Origin of the sequence: Citrobacter sp. T1.2D-1, from assembly GCF_950098555.1 — a bacterium.
Lineage (GTDB): Bacteria > Pseudomonadota > Gammaproteobacteria > Enterobacterales > Enterobacteriaceae > Citrobacter_A > Citrobacter_A telavivensis.
This window is the reverse complement of sequence record NZ_CATNHH010000056.1, coordinates 75,837-92,999: the sequence shown is the minus strand read 5'-3', so window position 1 is coordinate 92,999 and position 17,163 is coordinate 75,837. Positions and strand designations below refer to the sequence as shown.

Annotated in this window: 15 protein-coding genes and 1 pseudogene; 7 read left to right on the top strand and 9 right to left on the bottom strand. The window is 51.6% G+C overall.

The genetic code is table 11. The annotated features are described in order from the left end of the window. The first annotated feature begins 43 nt into the window (after positions 1-43). The 4 genes from serS (at position 44) to QQZ17_RS21580 (ending at position 5,507) form a co-directional block, all read left to right on the top strand. Positions 44-1,336: a serine--tRNA ligase gene (serS, locus tag QQZ17_RS21595; protein WP_152405271.1), complete on the top strand. Its 1,293-nt coding sequence runs from the start codon at positions 44-46 to the stop codon at positions 1,334-1,336. A gap of 233 nt (positions 1,337-1,569) precedes the next feature. Further along, on the top strand, positions 1,570-4,014 hold the full coding sequence (gene dmsA / locus QQZ17_RS21590) for a dimethylsulfoxide reductase subunit A (RefSeq protein WP_152405270.1): 2,445 nt from the start codon (positions 1,570-1,572) through the stop codon (positions 4,012-4,014). Positions 4,015-4,024: 10 nt separating this feature from the next. Continuing rightward, the gene (gene dmsB / locus QQZ17_RS21585; RefSeq protein WP_152405269.1) at positions 4,025-4,642 is read left to right on the top strand and encodes a dimethylsulfoxide reductase iron-sulfur subunit DmsB; all 618 of its coding nucleotides are present in this window, start codon (positions 4,025-4,027) and stop codon (positions 4,640-4,642) included. Between the two features lies 1 nt (position 4,643). Further along, a complete protein-coding gene (locus tag QQZ17_RS21580) occupies positions 4,644-5,507 on the top strand; it encodes a dimethyl sulfoxide reductase anchor subunit family protein (RefSeq protein WP_152405268.1) in 864 nt (287 codons plus the stop codon). Between the two features lie 31 nt (positions 5,508-5,538). On the opposite strand, the gene ycaC is transcribed toward QQZ17_RS21580, so the two are convergent. Then, a complete protein-coding gene (gene ycaC, locus QQZ17_RS21575; protein ID WP_102602156.1) occupies positions 5,539-6,165 on the bottom strand; it encodes an isochorismate family cysteine hydrolase YcaC in 627 nt (208 codons plus the stop codon). A 313-nt stretch (positions 6,166-6,478) separates the two neighbouring features. On the opposite strand from ycaC, the gene QQZ17_RS21570 reads away from it, so the two are divergent. Together QQZ17_RS21570 and QQZ17_RS21565 are read left to right on the top strand one after the other, a co-directional pair. Further along, positions 6,479-7,627 (top strand): MFS transporter, encoded by a 1,149-nt coding sequence (locus tag QQZ17_RS21570; protein ID WP_152405267.1) that lies wholly within the window; start codon positions 6,479-6,481, stop codon positions 7,625-7,627. A gap of 154 nt (positions 7,628-7,781) precedes the next feature. Further along, positions 7,782-7,933 (top strand): annotated as a pseudogene (locus tag QQZ17_RS21565) (amino acid permease); the annotation flags it as partial. Between the two features lie 5 nt (positions 7,934-7,938). On the opposite strand, the gene QQZ17_RS21560 reads toward QQZ17_RS21565, so the two are convergent. The 5 genes from QQZ17_RS21560 to QQZ17_RS21540 form a co-directional block, all read right to left on the bottom strand. Further along, positions 7,939-8,373, bottom strand: a complete 435-nt coding sequence (locus QQZ17_RS21560; protein ID WP_152405266.1) for a PTS sugar transporter subunit IIA — start codon at positions 8,371-8,373, stop codon at positions 7,939-7,941. A 61-nt stretch (positions 8,374-8,434) separates the two neighbouring features. Further along, complete coding sequence (locus tag QQZ17_RS21555; RefSeq protein WP_152405265.1) at positions 8,435-9,352, bottom strand: transketolase family protein; 918 nt, start codon at positions 9,350-9,352, stop codon at positions 8,435-8,437. Then, positions 9,349-10,149, bottom strand: a complete 801-nt coding sequence (locus tag QQZ17_RS21550) for a transketolase (protein WP_152405264.1) — start codon at positions 10,147-10,149, stop codon at positions 9,349-9,351. The genes QQZ17_RS21555 and QQZ17_RS21550 overlap by 4 nt, the downstream gene beginning before the upstream one ends. 12 nt (positions 10,150-10,161) lie before the next feature. Beyond that, a complete protein-coding gene (locus QQZ17_RS21545) occupies positions 10,162-11,427 on the bottom strand; it encodes a PTS ascorbate transporter subunit IIC (protein ID WP_152405263.1) in 1,266 nt (421 codons plus the stop codon). A 17-nt stretch (positions 11,428-11,444) separates the two neighbouring features. Beyond that, positions 11,445-11,720: a PTS sugar transporter subunit IIB gene (locus tag QQZ17_RS21540; protein ID WP_152405262.1), complete on the bottom strand. Its 276-nt coding sequence runs from the start codon at positions 11,718-11,720 to the stop codon at positions 11,445-11,447. A 120-nt stretch (positions 11,721-11,840) separates the two neighbouring features. On the opposite strand from QQZ17_RS21540, the gene QQZ17_RS21535 reads away from it, so the two are divergent. Beyond that, positions 11,841-12,689: a MurR/RpiR family transcriptional regulator gene (locus tag QQZ17_RS21535; protein ID WP_152405261.1), complete on the top strand. Its 849-nt coding sequence runs from the start codon at positions 11,841-11,843 to the stop codon at positions 12,687-12,689. Between the two features lie 59 nt (positions 12,690-12,748). On the opposite strand, the gene pflA is transcribed toward QQZ17_RS21535, so the two are convergent. The 3 genes from pflA to focA form a co-directional block, all read right to left on the bottom strand. Beyond that, positions 12,749-13,489: a pyruvate formate lyase 1-activating protein gene (gene pflA, locus QQZ17_RS21530; protein WP_152405260.1), complete on the bottom strand. Its 741-nt coding sequence runs from the start codon at positions 13,487-13,489 to the stop codon at positions 12,749-12,751. A gap of 204 nt (positions 13,490-13,693) precedes the next feature. Beyond that, the gene (gene pflB, locus QQZ17_RS21525) at positions 13,694-15,976 is read right to left on the bottom strand and encodes a formate C-acetyltransferase (RefSeq protein WP_152405259.1); all 2,283 of its coding nucleotides are present in this window, start codon (positions 15,974-15,976) and stop codon (positions 13,694-13,696) included. Between the two features lie 180 nt (positions 15,977-16,156). Further along, positions 16,157-17,014 (bottom strand): formate transporter FocA, encoded by an 858-nt coding sequence (focA, locus tag QQZ17_RS21520; RefSeq protein ID WP_152405258.1) that lies wholly within the window; start codon positions 17,012-17,014, stop codon positions 16,157-16,159. Positions 17,015-17,163: the final 149 nt, after the last annotated feature.

Below are 17,163 nucleotides of genomic sequence, written 5' to 3'. Positions count from 1 at the left end.
TGGTCACATTTTCCTCTTTCAATTCGATAAGCACAGGATAAGCATGCTCGATCCCAATCTGCTGCGTAATGAGCCAGACGCAGTCGCTGAAAAACTGGCACGCCGGGGCTTTAAGCTGGATGTAGATAAGCTGCGCGCTCTTGAAGAGCGTCGTAAAGTTTTGCAGGTCAATACCGAAAACCTGCAGGCAGAGCGTAACTCTCGATCGAAATCCATCGGCCAGGCGAAAGCGCGCGGGGAAGACATCGAGCCTTTACGTCTGGAAGTGAACAAACTGGGCGAAGAACTGGATGCCGCAAAAGCGGAGCTGGATGCTTTACAGACTGAGATCCGCGATATCGCGCTGACCATTCCGAACCTGCCTGCTGACGATGTCCCGGTCGGTAAAGACGAGAACGATAACGTTGAAGTCAGCCGCTGGGGTACCCCGCGCGCGTTTGATTTTGAAGTTCGCGATCACGTCACGCTGGGTGAAATGCATGCCGGTCTGGACTTTGCTGCCGCCGTTAAGCTGACAGGCTCCCGTTTCGTGGTGATGAAAGGGCAGATTGCCCGTATGCATCGTGCGCTCTCGCAGTTCATGCTCGATCTGCACACTGAGCAGCATGGCTACAGCGAAAATTATGTGCCGTATCTGGTCAACCATGACACCCTGTACGGTACCGGTCAGTTACCGAAATTTGCTGGCGATCTGTTCCATACTCGTCCGCTTGAAGAAGAGGCTGACAGCAGTAACTACGCGCTGATCCCGACGGCGGAAGTCCCGCTGACCAACCTGGTGCGTGATGAGATCATCGACGAAGATCAGTTGCCGATCAAAATGACGGCGCATACGCCGTGCTTCCGCTCGGAAGCGGGTTCTTACGGTCGTGATACTCGTGGCCTGATCCGTATGCACCAGTTCGACAAAGTTGAAATGGTACAGATTGTTCGCCCGGAAGATTCAATGGCGGCGCTGGAAGAGATGACCGGCCATGCTGAGAAAGTTCTGCAACTGCTGGGCCTACCGTATCGCAAAATTATTCTTTGCACCGGCGACATGGGCTTCGGCGCATGCAAAACCTACGATCTGGAAGTGTGGGTACCGGCACAGAATACCTATCGCGAGATCTCGTCCTGCTCTAACGTCTGGGATTTCCAGGCGCGCCGTATGCAGGCACGCTGCCGCAGCAAGTCTGACAAAAAGACCCGCCTGGTGCATACCCTGAACGGCTCTGGTCTGGCAGTAGGTCGTACGCTGGTGGCCGTGATGGAAAACTACCAGCAGGCTGATGGCCGTATCCAGGTACCAGAAGTGCTGCGTCCGTACATGAACGGACTGGAATATATTGGTTAATCCTCGCTTCATCCCTTTCTAAAAAGCGCCTTTGGGCGCTTTTTTTATGCCTGTTTGACGCCGGACAATAATCATTACTCCCTTGGGGGTAATATTACCTTTGAACGGAATTCAGCATTTTGCGCTATTATCCTATGAAATCGCTATATATAAAACTATATACCGCTGTGTAACTACTCAAATAATAACATCAATTTCTTTTTTTTTACTGTAAGCAAGCAGAGTGAGTCTTTATGAAAACTAAGATCCCTGATGCCGTGATGGCAGCGGAGGTGAGTCGTCGTGGTTTAGTCAAAACGACGGCCATAGGCGGACTGGCGATGGCCAGTAGCGCGTTTACCCTGCCATTTACCCGAATCGCCAATGCAGCCGAAGCCCTGAGTCCGGCGCAGGCCAGTGAAAAAGTCATCTGGAGCGCGTGCACTGTGAACTGCGGGAGTCGTTGCCCGTTGCGCATGCATGTTGTGGATGGTGAAATCAAATACGTTGAAACCGACAATACCGGTGATGACAACTATGACGGCCTGCATCAGGTGCGTGCCTGTCTGCGTGGTCGCTCCATGCGCCGTCGCGTCTATAACCCGGATCGCCTGAAATACCCGATGAAACGCGTGGGCAAGCGCGGAGAAGGTAAATTCGAGCGCATCAGTTGGGATGAGGCTTACGACCTCATCGCCAGCAATATGCAGCGTCTGATTAAGGATTACGGTAACGAGTCCATCTACCTGAACTACGGCACCGGTACGCTGGGCGGTACGATGACTCGCTCATGGCCGCCAGGAGATACCCTGGTGGCACGTTTGATGAACTGCTGCGGCGGTTACCTGAACCACTATGGCGACTACTCCTCCGCGCAAATTGCGGCGGGGCTGAACTATACCTACGGCGGCTGGGCGGATGGTAACAGCCCGTCTGACATCGAAAACAGTAAGCTGGTCGTACTGTTCGGTAACAACCCTGGCGAAACCCGCATGAGTGGCGGTGGGGTCACCTACTATCTGGAACAGGCGCGACAGAAATCGAATGCGCGGATGATCATTATCGATCCGCGCTATACCGACACCGGGGCCGGTCGAGAAGACGAGTGGATCCCGATTCGCCCGGGTACCGATGCGGCGCTGGTGAATGCGCTGGCTTATGTGCTGATTACTGAGAATATGGTCGATCAGCCGTTCCTCGATAAGTACTGTGTGGGCTACGACGAGAAAACCTTGCCTGCCAGCGCGCCGAAAAATGGTCACTATAAGGCCTATATTCTGGGGCAGGGGAATGACGGTACGCCAAAAACGCCTGAATGGGCGGCGCAAATTACCGGCATTCCGGCAGACCGTATTATCAAACTGGCGCGTGAAATTGGCAGTGCTAAACCGGCCTACATCAGCCAGGGATGGGGACCGCAGCGTCACGCGAATGGCGAGATCGCCACCCGTGCTATTTCTATGCTGGCCATTCTGACCGGTAACGTCGGGATTAACGGTGGCAACAGCGGCGCACGTGAAGGCTCTTACGATTTGCCGTTTGTACGGATGCCCACGCTGGAAAACCCGGTAGAAACCAGTATCTCCATGTTTATGTGGACCGATGCCATTGAGCGTGGTCCGGAAATGACCGCGCTGCGTGATGGGGTGCGCGGTAAAGACAAACTCGACGTGCCGATTAAGATGATCTGGAACTACGCCGGTAACTGTCTTATCAACCAGCACTCAGAGATCAACCGCACGCACGACATCCTCCAGGATGACAAGAAGTGCGAAATGATTGTCGTCATCGACTGCCACATGACGTCGTCGGCGAAGTATGCCGATATCCTGTTGCCTGACTGTACGGCTTCTGAGCAGATGGACTTCGCGCTGGATGCTTCCTGCGGGAATATGTCCTACGTTATTTTCGCCGATCGGGCCATCAAGCCGCGTTTCGAATGCAAAACCATCTATGAAATGACCAGCGAGTTGGCGAAGCGTCTGGGTGTCGAGTCGCAGTTTACCGAAGGGCGCACTCAGGAAGAGTGGATGCGTCATCTGTACGAACAGTCGCGTCAAGCCATTCCGGAACTGCCGACCTTTGAGGAATTCCGTAAACAGGGTCTGTTTAAACAGCGCGATCCGCAAGGGCATCATGTGGCCTACAAGGCGTTCCGCGACGATCCGCAGGCTAATCCGTTGACGACACCGTCGTGTAAAATCGAGATCTACTCGCAGGAGCTGGCAGAGATTGCCGCCACCTGGGAACTGCCAGAAGGCGATGTCATCGATCCATTGCCGATCTACACGCCGGGTTTTGAGAACTACAACGATCCGTTGACCAAAGATTATCCGCTACAGCTAACGGGCTTCCACTATAAATCCCGAGTCCACTCGACTTATGGCAACGTTGATGTCCTGAAAGCGGCGTGCTGCCAGGAGATGTGGATCAATCCACTGGACGCGCAAAAACGGGGTATCCGCAATGGTGATAAGGTCCGCATCTTCAACGGCCGCGGAGAGCTCCATATTGAGGCGAAAGTGACGCCGCGTATGATGCCAGGCGTGGTCGCGTTAGGTGAGGGGGCCTGGTATGACCCGGATACGAAACGCATTGACCAGGGCGGTTGCATCAACGTGTTGACCACGCAGCGCCCATCTCCTCTGGCGAAGGGGAACCCGTCACATACGAACCTTGTTCAGGTTGAGAAGGTGTAAGGAGTAACCGATGACAACCCAGTATGGATTTTTTATTGATTCCAGCCGTTGCACCGGTTGTAAAACCTGCGAACTGGCCTGTAAAGATTACAAAGACTTAACCCCGGATGTCAGCTTTCGTCGCATTTATGAATACGCGGGCGGAGACTGGCAGGAAGACAACGGCGTCTGGCATCAGAACGTATTTGCCTACTATCTGTCCATTGCCTGCAACCACTGCGAAGATCCGGCCTGTACCAAGGTCTGTCCGAGCGGAGCGATGCACAAGCGGGAAGACGGTTTTGTGGTCGTGGATGAAGATATCTGCATCGGCTGCCGCTACTGCCATATGGCCTGCCCGTACGGCGCGCCACAGTACAACGCCGCTAAGGGTCACATGACCAAGTGCGACGGCTGTCATGACCGCGTGGCAGAGGGCAAAAAGCCGATCTGCGTGGAATCTTGTCCGCTGCGCGCGCTGGATTTCGGCCCCATCGACGAACTGCGTAAGAAACACGGTGAACTGGCTGCCGTTGCGCCGCTGGCGGGTGCGCACTTCACGAAGCCGAGTATTGTGATCAAACCGAATGCCAACAGCCGTCCGACCGGGGATACCACCGGTTATCTGGCGAATCCGAAGGAGGTGTAAGATGGGAAGTGGATGGCATGAATGGCCGCTGATGATCTTTACGGTCTTCGGACAATGTGTGGTTGGTGGCTTCATTGTTCTGGCGCTGGCGCTGATGAAAGGCGACCTGCGGGCAGAAACGCAACAGCGCGTGATTACCTGCATGTTCGCGCTGTGGGTGCTGATGGGCATCGGCTTTATCGCTTCCATGCTGCACCTTGGCTCGCCAATGCGGGCGCTTAACTCGCTTAACCGCGTAGGATCGTCGGCGCTGAGTAATGAAATTGCCAGCGGTTCTATTTTCTTTGCGGTTGGTGGGATTGGCTGGCTGCTGGCAGTGCTGAAAAAGCTCACACCGGCCCTGCGTAACTTGTGGCTGCTGCTCACAATGGTACTGGGTGTGCTGTTCGTCTGGATGATGGTGCGCGTTTATAACAGTATCGATACCGTACCGACCTGGTACAGCGTCTGGACACCGCTGGGCTTCTTCCTGACGCTGTTGATGGGCGGCCCGCTGTTGGGCTATCTGCTGCTGCGTGTGGCGGGTGTTGATGGTTGGGCGATGCGTCTGCTGCCTGCGGTTTCACTGTTGGCGTTGGTGGTCAGTGCCATCATGTCGGTGATGCAGGGGGCGGAACTGGCGACCATTCACAGCGCTGTTCAGCAGGCTTCTGCGCTGGTACCGGACTACGGTTCGCTGATGGCCTGGCGTATTGGGGTTCTGGCGGTGGCATTGTGCTGCTGGATTGTCCCACAGTTGAAAGGTTATCAGCCTGCGGTTCCGCTGCTGTCAGTGGCCTTTATTCTGCTGCTGGTGGGGGAGTTGATTGGTCGCGGCGTATTCTATGGCCTGCATATGACCGTCGGTATGGCGGTTGCCAGCTAAGTGATGAACCGGGGCTTTCGCCCCGGTTTTTTTATTTCTGCTTAGTCAACGTATCGTAACTGGTCATCAGATTGCGGTAATCCGGAATATGATTGGAGAACAGCGTCGCCAGCCCTTCGATGTCATTACGCCAGTCGCGGTGCAATTCACACGCCACACCAAACCACGTCATCAACTGTGCGCCAGCCTGCGACATCCTGTCCCATGCTGAATGGCGGGTAATTTCATTAAACGTCCCTGAAGCATCGGTCACTACAAAGACGTCAAAGCCCTCTTCAATGGCCGACAGCGCCGGGAAGGCCACACAGACTTCGGTTACCACGCCGGCAATAATCAACTGTTTTTTACCCGTGGCTTTAACCGCTTTCACAAAGTCTTCGTTATCCCAGGCGTTGATGTTGCCTGGACGTGCAATGTAGGGCGCATCGGGAAACTGGGCTTTTAATTCAGGGACCAGCGGTCCGTTTGGTCCGGTTTCGAAACTGGTGGTGAGGATGGTAGGTAACTTAAAATATTTGGCTAAATCACCCAGTGCGAGCACGTTATTCTTAAATTTATCAGGGTCAATATCCCTGACCAGTGAGAGTAGTCCGGCCTGGTGATCAACCAGAAGAACCGCAGCGTCGTTTTTATCGAGACGAACATAAGGCTTGGTCATTCTCTTCTCCTTGCTTGAGTCAACTATGCGCCCAGATTCATTCAGGCGCATAAGGTTCATTCAAAGCATAGAACGGAAAAAAAATGCTGCCGGAACTATGAGATTTTTCGACTAAGCAAAACGGAACTCTTTTGCGTTAAATCAATAAAAACAGCAACCTGACTCATGTGAGTCAGCAATAATTCATAATCTTAATCAATAAATTCAATCGAAGGGTATGAAAGGCCGCCACGCCACGGTTTGCGCCGATTGACAATGTTTTTGTGGGTGGCATGATGCGCGTGAAATTTGAACTTCCTCACGGTTTATACTCATGTCCACCTATACCCGACCCGTCATGCTGTTGCTGGCTGGTCTACTTCTGTTGACCCTGGCGATCGCGGTGCTGAACACGCTCGTCCCGCTTTGGCTCGCCCAGGAAAACCTGCCGACGTGGCAGGTGGGTATGGTCAGTTCGTCCTATTTCACCGGTAACCTGGTCGGGACGCTGTTGACAGGACAGTTAATCAAACGCCTCGGGTTTAACCGTAGCTACTACCTTGCCTCGCTGATCTTTGCCGCGGGCTGCGTAGGGCTTGGTGTGATGGTTGGTTTCTGGAGTTGGCTGGCATGGCGCTTTGTCGCAGGCGTGGGCTGCGCCATGATCTGGGTTGTCGTTGAGAGTGCGCTGATGTGCAGCGGGACATCACGCAACCGCGGTCGCCTGTTGGCGGCCTACATGATGGTCTACTATGTGGGGACGTTCCTCGGGCAGTTGCTGGTCAGCAAAGTCTCTACGGAGTTGATGAACGTACTGCCGTGGGCCACGGGATTGATTCTGGCAGGGATTTTACCGCTGCTCTTTACCCGTATCCTTAATCAGCAATCAGAAGAACATAACGTCACACCGATCACCGCAATGCTGAAACTGCGCCAGGCGCGACTGGGTGTCAATGGCTGTATCATTTCCGGGATTGTCCTCGGCTCGTTGTACGGCCTGATGCCGCTGTATCTCAATCATCAGGGGATGAGTAACGCCAGCATCGGTTTCTGGATGGCGGTACTGGTCAGCGCGGGTATCCTCGGCCAGTGGCCAATTGGGCGACTGGCGGATAAGTTTGGTCGACTGCTGGTGCTGCGCGTGCAGGTGTTTGTGGTGATCCTGGGGAGCGTAGCGATGTTAAGCCAGGCGGCGATGGCACCCGCTCTCTTCATTTTGGGGGCCGCGGGCTTCACGCTCTATCCGGTTGCGATGGCCTGGGCCTGTGAAAAAGTAGAACATCACCAACTGGTGGCGATGAACCAGGCGCTGCTGCTGAGCTATACCGTCGGCAGCCTGTTAGGCCCTTCCTTCACCGCCATGTTGATGCAGAATTATTCCGATAATCTTCTGTTTATTATGATTGCCAGCGTGTCGTTTATTTATTTACTGATGCTGCTGCGCAATGCCGGGCATACCCCGAATCCGGTTGCCCACGTTTAATTCTGCGCAAACAGTATGCAATGCTGTGTTATTGCATGCTGTTTTTTGTATATATGCCAGGGGATGATTGAACTCCGGTGATATAGGCTATTTTCATGACAATAACGCGTTCAGACGTTTTGCGTTTTTCACCCTTCCAGTACCGCTTTCCACGTTTACCGCATTTGCTGGCCTGACGGGATTTTCCCGAAAATGGACGCGTTTACGCCCGAATGGATATTCCAGCTTACGCTGAATATCGCCACTCCGTTTGTGCTGGTGGACCCTGGTCTCATCTTCCCACTGTTGGCGCGTAGAAAAGCGTGATTATTTCAGGATTCAAGCAAGGAGTGTAGTTGCGCCGGGCTGGTGATATTGCTCAGTTGCTGCAAATGGTCCGCGTCATCGAGCCAGCACACCAGCTGTTGAATCATTTCAATATGTTGAGAACTGTTGGCAGCGGCAAGGACAATCACCAGTTGCACGTTCGGATGACCCGGGAACGGTACAGGTTCTTTCAGGCACAGGAGTGATAAATGCGACTTGCTACTCAGAACACCCTCTTCAGGACGGGCATGCGGCAGGGCAAACTCAGGGCTCAAAATATACCAGGGTCCGGTCTGTTCTGTGGCGTGGATGATTGCCTGTGCATATCCGCTGGTAATGATTTTCTGTTCTTCCAGTGGTAAGCAGGTCATTTTCACCGCATCTTGCCAGGAATCGCATCGTTCGCGAAACTGGCAGGCGGAAAAGAGCGTTGATGTCATTGCTGTTCCTTGCCGTTTGTTCTCGCCGGATGGCACTCCGGGAAGTGCCATCCGGTATTCATTAGCCTTTACTCAGTGCGTTATAGACAGCAGATGCTGAAATCCCATATTTCTCTTTTAACTGACGACTGTTCCCTGACTCAGTAAAGGTATCCTGTGTCCCAAGACGGATCAGCTTTGTACCTAATCCTTCTTCTGCAAGCACTTCGGCGACTTGTCCACCCAGCCCACCGGTGATTGTGTGATTTTCTATCGTTACAATTTGCGGACAACCTGCAATTAATTGCAGGAATCGCTGTCGGTTAAATGGTTTTAGCGTGGCAACATGAATGAGCTTGCCACGTTTACCTGTTGAGTGGAGCTGTTCATAACCAGCACTGGCTTGTTCCAGTACCGTACCTTCATAGAGGATGGCAAAGTCGTTGCCAGAATCCTCCACAGCGTCTATGTCAGTGACGCGTGGAACAGCTGATTTATCACGTACTGGCATCGGTTCCCGCGCAACGCGAATGTAGACGGGACCGTGAATGTTTGCTGCTTGTTCGAAAGCCGCTTCAACTTCTTCCGCATCTGCTGGTGTCAGGATCGTGATCCCGGGCAAAACACGTGTTAAAGCCAGATCTTCCAGCGCATGGTGTGACGCGCCATCCGGACCATCATCCATACCAGGATGACTGCCAACCAGCTTGATATTCGCTTTTGCATAACAGGCCTGACGTAATTGGGTCCAGGCGGTGCCGGTAACGAACATCGCAAAGTTAACATAGAACGGGATATTTCCTTCCAGCGCCTGCCCTGTGGCGAAACTCATGGCGGAGCCTTCGGCTATCCCCATTTCAAAGAAGGCATCAGGCCAGGATTTCTGGAATTGATCGGTACGGGTTGAGCTCGCTAAATCACTATCGATAACAACAACCGGATAGCCTTTATCTTTCAGAGCGAGCAGAGCATTGCCAATCTCATCACGTGGTGCTCTCATGACTGTAACTCCTCCATTGCCTGCTGATATTGCTCCGTGCTTGGGGTTTTTGAATGCCAGTCGCCGTTATTTTCCATATAGCTGACGCCACTGCCTTTGACCGTATGCGAAACAATGGCTACGGGTTTTCCTTTGAGATGACGTGATAGCAGCAACGTATCGGCAATCTGGTGCATATCGTTGCCATTTTGCAGTTCAAGTACGTGCCAGCCAAAGGTGCGGATTTTATCGGCGAGTGGCTCAAGGTTGATAACCTCATTGACGGGATCGTGCGATGAGAAACCGTTGTAGTCGATAATCGCTACCAGATTATCCATCTTCATATGACCAGCCTGCTGCAATGACTCCCAAATCTGACCTTCATGCATTTCACCGTCGCCAATAATGGCGAAGACACGGTGTGGATCCTGAGCCTTCTTCTTCGCCGCTGCCATCCCCAGTGCCACGGAAAGTCCCTGGCCTAATAGTCCGGTGGTAGCATCAACTTCTGGAAGCGATTTCACGCTGGGATGCCCCTGTAAGCGCGAGTTGATTTGGCGAAAGGTGTTGAATTCGCTGCGAGCTATTTTCCCTTTCTGGTACAGCATGGCGTACTGTGCGGCGACGGCGTGGCCTTTGCTCATAACCACTCTGGCGCGTGGTGTGGTATCAAGATCGACTTCCTGATGGTAAATCCAGGTCAGGATATCAATAACAGAAAGTGCTCCGCCTGGGTGACCAATCCCGGATTCATAAATCATGCTTACAATATCGCGGCGAGCTGCCAGCGCATGTGATTTCAGTTCATCTATATTCATGTTTACTCCTTATCAGGGCAGCATTTTGCCGATGTAATACACCACCAGACCAAGTGCAACGAAGTCGGTTTCCGGGAAGCTGGTGCCGGAGAGTCCTACAGATTCCATAATGGGGTAGATAAGTGCTGGGCCGATCCCGATGAGAATGCCAGTAATAAAACTGCCCACAACGGCACCTTTCCAGCCTCCAGAGGCGTTACCGAAAACAGCAGCAGTTGCCCCAATGAAGAAATAGGGAATAGCGACGGGAATAATGACGGTCTGACCGATCAGCGCAAGTATTCCCATCACCACCAACCCACCAACAAATGAAGAAATAAAGCCCAGTACGGTGGCGGTTGGTGCGTAAGGGAACACGACCGGGCAATCGAGCGCGGGTTTAGCATTTGGGATGAATTTCTCAGAGATCCCAAGGAATGCTGGAACGATCTCCGAAAGTAGCAAACGAACCCCGGTGATAATGATGTAAAGAGAGGCGGTAAAGGTGAGTGACTGAAATAACGGATAGACCAGCCAATGCATGCCTCCCGCCACGGCAGTGACGGCTGTTTTGCCAGCGGCTAATGCGGCGATGTAATAGAAAATACTGACTGAGATGGAGACCGAGACAATGTAGTCTTTAAAAATTCCCAACCATCCAGGGAGGTTAAGTTTTTCCGTAGACTCTTTGGGATCGCCCACTTTCGAACCGATCCAACCAGAAGCAGCGTAAGCCAGCGTGACGTAATGGCCCATGGCAATTTCATCATTACCGGTAATCTTTCGCATCCAGGGTTGGGCGATTGCAGGATAGATACAGGCCGCCAGCCCCAACAATACAGAACCGACGATAATCGTAATACCATCACTGTAACCCAGCGCCTTCAATGTGACAGTGAGTAAAGCGGAGAGATAGAGGTTATGTTGACCGGTCAAAAAAATGTACTTGAACGGCGTAACGCGGGCAAAGAGCAGATTCCAGCCAAAGCCGATAACCATAATCAGGGACACGCACATGGCAAATTTGGTCTGTGCCAACCCGGTTAACGCTTCTGCCAGCGGCATCACCCCTTTAAGTCCAAACCCATCGCTGAACAGCGTCTGGAAATTACCCAGAGAGGTGACGGCCAATCCGGCACCACCGGCGAAAACCAGAAAACCGACGATGGTTTTGAATGTGCCGGATAAGACTTTTTCAATTGGCTTACGTTGGATTAACAGACCTATTAGTGCAATAAATCCAACTAAAAGTGGGGTTACACCCAGAATGTCGAATACAATAAACCTGAGGAGATCCATATTGCCTCCGGGAGAGGTTAGTTGCCCTGAATGACGCTGGTGAGCGCGGTTTCCATTTCTTCGCTATTCATCAAATCGGTTATACCGATGGCTCTGAATCCGGCAGCTTCTATTTCATCGGTGAGGTCGCGCATGGTGATAACAAAGTCGATCCCTTGCCAGGTGGCGAGACCTGACAGCACATCATGTTCAAGGTCGACATCCCATCCATTCTTATCGATGATTTTCTGTGCTTTGATTTTGAGCATTAAGGAGCTGCCCATGCCGGTACGACAGACAATAAGACCTTTCATGTCACTTCTCCTGTTTTGTAAAAATAATTATTTTTATTGAATGTAAAACAAAAAAAATTATTATCTTTGTGTGGGCAGAAAAATGTGATTGTGTATGCATTTTGAGCAAAAAGGCGAAAAATGAGTCAGATTAATACTAACTTGCTGATAAACATCAGAAATGAGGCCAGTGGGCTTAGCCCAATCCTGGAAAAGGTGGGTCATTTTGTGACGGAAAATCCTGACTTTGTGATGCGACACACGATTACTGAGTTAGCCGATTCGATTGAAACCAGTGAGGGGAGTATTACGCGTTTTTGCCGGGCATTTGGTTTTAAAGGTTTCTCAGATTTCAGAACTGCGCTTGCTCTGGAGCAGGGGGCTGCACGTCCTGAAGAGCAGGGAAACGCGGAGATCTCTGCTGTTGTGGCGAGTATTCGCGACAGCCATGCCATTATCAATACACAGGAATTACAGGCTGCTGCCACCTGGCTCAACCAGGTGAATAATGTCGCAATTTATGCCGTTGGCACGGCAGTACCGGTTGCGCTCTTTTTGCAGATGAATCTGATCAAAATGGGTAAGGCGGCAAGTTTTGTCGATCGTTTTTATCTCACAACATCATCCGTGATGGTTGAGTCACAGAGTCAGGGAATTATTGTCGTTCACACTGAGCAGACGTCAGCCGATATGATGCAGGCACTGACCCTGGCAAAACAGCATGGAGCCCGAATTCTTTCGCTTACGCGAGGAACCTTTGCACCATTGAGTCGTCTTTCTGACTGGAATTTACAGGCTGCAGTGGCGCTGAAGGGGGAGGGGGAATATGGGTTTGCTGAAATTGCTGGGGCAATGATGGTTGCGGACCGATTACTCAATGCGCTGGAGGAACAGGATGAACGCTATGCAGAGTGCCGCAAAGCGCATCAGAAGAGCATCTTCTCGATTGAGAGTGTGGCGAATAAGCTGTCGGAATATTTTATGTCGTAATGCATTTGGCTTGTGTTGCGGCCTGATAGCGCTGCGCTTATCAGGCCTGGTGGCAAAACTTAGTACATCACTTTATGACCGTACTGTTCGAGAATGCCTTTGACGCGTTCCATGGTCTCTTTCTTCGGTGGGTGTACGCCATCCAGTTTGTACTCTTCGCCCATCGCCACCCATTTGTGTTTACCCAGCTCGTGATAGGGCAGGAGCTCGATTTTCTCAACGTTGCCCATATCGCGGGTAAACTCACCGAGTCGGTGCGCTGAGTCGTCATCGTCAGACCAGCCAGGCACGACGACGTAACGGATCCACACGTTGATATCTTTGTTTGCCAGATAGCGGGCGAACTCCAGCGTACGATGGTTGGAAACGCCGACGAGGTTCTGGTGGATCTCATCATTCATCTGCTTAAGATCGAGCATCACCAGATCGGTAACCTCCAGCAGTTCATCAATCACTGGGTCGTAGCGGCGGACAAAACCGTTGGTATCCAGGCAGGTATGGATACCTTCTTTCTTACAGGCACGGAACCAGTCGCGAACAAATTCTGCCTGCAGGATGGCTTCACCGCCCGATGCCGTTACGCCACCGCCGGATGCGTTCATAAAGTGGCGATAGGTCACGACCTCTTTCATCAGTTCTTCAACGGTGACTTCTTTACCGCCATGCGTGTCCCACGTATCGCGGTTATGGCAATACAGGCAGCGCATCAGGCAACCCTGGAAGAAAGTAATAAAGCGGATGCCCGGGCCGTCAACGGTACCACAGGATTCAAAGGAGTGAATGCGACCAATAACTGACATTGCGGTGTTTCTCCAGATGTGGCCCATCCGGGGCCGTGTTGGTGCACAGCTCATTGGCTGTGTCGAGTCTGTTTTGGCGGTTATCCATTGAGTATAGATAGCTGACAAAACAGGCTGTGTTTGGGAAACGACCTGTTAAAAAGGCCCCACTTCCGTGGAGCCTTTATTGTACGCCTTTTAACGCGTGATTTCAGTCAAAACACATTACATGGTCTGAGTGAAGGTACGAGTAATAACGTCCTGCTGCTGTTCTTTCGTCAGGGAGTTAAAACGTACTGCGTAACCGGAAACGCGGATGGTCAGCTGCGGATATTTTTCCGGATGTTCCATCGCGTCCAGCAGCATTTCACGGTTCATGACGTTCACGTTCAGGTGCTGACCGCCTTCAATGGAAGACTCATGATGGAAGTAACCATCCATCAGGCCTGCCAGGTTGGTCTTACGAACTTCATCGTCTTTACCCAGTGCGTTCGGAACGATAGAGAAGGTGTAAGAGATACCATCTTTCGCGTAAGCAAACGGCAGTTTAGCAACGGAGGTCAGAGAGGCAACAGCACCTTTCTGGTCACGACCGTGCATTGGGTTAGCACCTGGTCCGAACGGCGCGCCAGCACGACGACCATCTGGGGTGTTACCTGTTTTCTTACCATACACAACGTTAGAGGTGATGGTCAGAACAGACTGAGTCGGGATAGCATCACGGTAGGTTTTCAGTTTCTGAATTTTCTTCATGAAACGTTCAACCAGGTCAACCGCCATGTCATCAACGCGCGCGTCGTTGTTACCAAACTGCGGGTATTCGCCTTCGATTTCGAAGTCGATAGCCAGACCGTCTTCGTCACGAATCGGTTTAACTTTCGCATATTTGATAGCAGACAGGGAGTCAGCCGCAACGGACAGACCAGCGATACCACACGCCATGGTGCGGATAACGTCACGGTCGTGCAGCGCCATCAGAGAGGCTTCGTAGCTGTACTTGTCGTGCATGTAGTGGATAACGTTCAGCGCGGTGACATACTGCTTAGCCAGCCAGTCCATGAAGTGATCCATGCGTTCCATCACTTCGTCGAACTTCAGAACGTCGCCTTTGATCGGTTCAGATTTCGGACCAACCTGCATTTTCAGTTTTTCATCAACGCCGCCGTTGATGGCGTACAGCATGGTTTTCGCCAGGTTTGCACGGGCACCGAAGAACTGCATTTGTTTACCAACGATCATCGGGCTTACGCAGCAAGCGATAGCGTAGTCGTCGTTGTTGAAGTCCGGACGCATCAGGTCATCGTTCTCATACTGCAGAGAAGAGGTGTCGATAGACACTTTAGCGGCGAATTTTTTGAAGTTCAGAGGCAGTTTTTCAGACCACAGAACAGTGATGTTCGGCTCCGGAGACGGACCCATGGTGTACAGGGTGTTCAGGAAGCGGAAGCTGTTTTTGGTTACCAGAGTACGGCCGTCAACGCCCATACCACCGATAGATTCCGTTGCCCAAATCGGGTCACCGGAGAACAGTTCATCATATTCAGGCGTACGCAGGAAACGAACCATACGCAGTTTCATGACCAGGTGGTCAATCATTTCCTGAGCGTCTTGCTCTGTGATTTTGCCTGCTTTCAGGTCACGTTCGATGTATGCATCCAGGAAGGTGGAAACACGACCGAAGGACATTGCAGCGCCGTTCTGAGACTTAACAGCAGCCAGGTAGCCGAAGTAAGTCCACTGGATAGCTTCCTGTGCGTTGGTTGCCGGTGCGGAAATATCGCAGCCATATTTAGCCGCCATCTCTTTGATCTGGCCCAGTGCACGGTGCTGTTCAGCAATTTCTTCACGCAGACGGATAGTCGCTTCCAGGTTTACGCCGTTTTCCAGATCGGACTGCAGGGAAACGAACTGAGCGTATTTGTCTTTCATCAGGAAGTCGATACCGTACAGCGCAATGCGACGGTAGTCACCGATGATACGGCCACGGCCATATGCATCCGGCAGACCAGTCAGAACACCGGATTTACGGCAGTTCAGAATGTCTTTGGTGTAAACATCGAAAACACCCTGGTTGTGGGTTTTACGATATTCAGTGAAGATTTTTTTCAGCATCGGGTCCAGTTCGCGATTGTACGCTTTGCAGGAACCTTCAACCATTTTGATACCACCGAACGGGATGATCGCACGTTTCAGCGGAGCTTCAGTTTGCAGACCGACGATTTTCTCAAGCGCTTTATTGATGTAGCCAGCGTCGTGAGAAGTGATGGTGGAAGCAACAGAGGTGTCAAAGTCAACAGGCGCGTGAGTGCGGTTTTCCTGTTTAACGCCTTCCATTACGCTGTCCCACAGTGCAGTGGTCGCATCAGTTGCGCCAGCCAGGAAGGACTCGTCACCCTCGTACGGAGTGTAGTTTTTCTGAATGAAGTCACGGACGTTTACTTCATTCTGCCAGTCACCTTTGGTAAAACCTTCCCAGGCTGTGGCTAACTTTTCATTAAGCTCGGACATGTAACACCTACCTTCTTAAGTGGATTTTTTATTTACTGCGTATATACACTTCATCCTTCAAGCTGCCTCTTTGTTGGCTACGCTCATTCGCCCCAGTCACGTACTGTGTGTACGCTCCTGGGAACTCATTCACTTGCCGCCTCAATGCAACTTGAATGATTTCGTGTATCGCGACATCAATTAATGATGATCGTTGTCACGCAGATAAATGACCCAGTATGTCAACCCAACCAACAAACCCCCGCCGATAATGTTGCCGATCGTAACCGGAATCAGGTTATCAGTGATGAAGTTCATCGCGGTCAGGTGAGAAAAATTTTCCGGCGTCGAGCCAACTGCGCTCCAGAACTCCGGTGTAGCGAGATCGCGGATTACAATACCCATCGGGATCATAAACATGTTTGCGATACTGTGCTCAAAACCGCTGGCAACAAACATCGCAACGGGTAAAACCATGATAAACGCTTTATCCATCAGGCTACGGCCTGAGTAGCTCATCCAGACGGCCAGGCATACCATCAGGTTTGCGAGGATACCGAGACTGACGGCTTCAATAAAAGTATGGTGCATTTTGTGGTCGGCGGTTTGCAGGACGTTAAATCCCCACTGGCCGTTGGCGACCATATATTCGCCAGAAAGCCACATCAACAGCACAAAGAGCAAGCAACCAATCAGGTTACCAAAATAGACGTTGAGCCAGTTTTTCGCCAACTGACCCCAGGTGATACGACCACTGGCTTTGGCGACGACAATCAACACGGTTGACGTAAAGAGGTCTGCACCGCAGATGACGCAAAGAATCAACCCCAGAGAGAAGCAGATACCACCAATCAGTTTCGCCATACCAAAGGGCATCGTACCAGTACCGGTCGTTGCAGTGATATAGAAAACAAAGGCGATGGAAATGAACACACCGGCAGTAATTGCCAGGAAGAAAGTCTTAAGCGGATGTTTCGTTGCTTTATAGACGCCTGCCTCTTCGGCCACTTTGGCCATTGCTGCAGGGAGTAAAAGATCAAAAGGGTTGTCAGCTTTCACACTAACTCTCTCTTTATTAAGTCGGCGACGAGATACTAACAAAGCATTATAGATGAGAAATTGATATAGATCATATCTCGCCTGGCTTATAGGCCCGTAATACGCATGGTTTTTATGCAATTACGGAGTAATTTATTGATTAATATGAT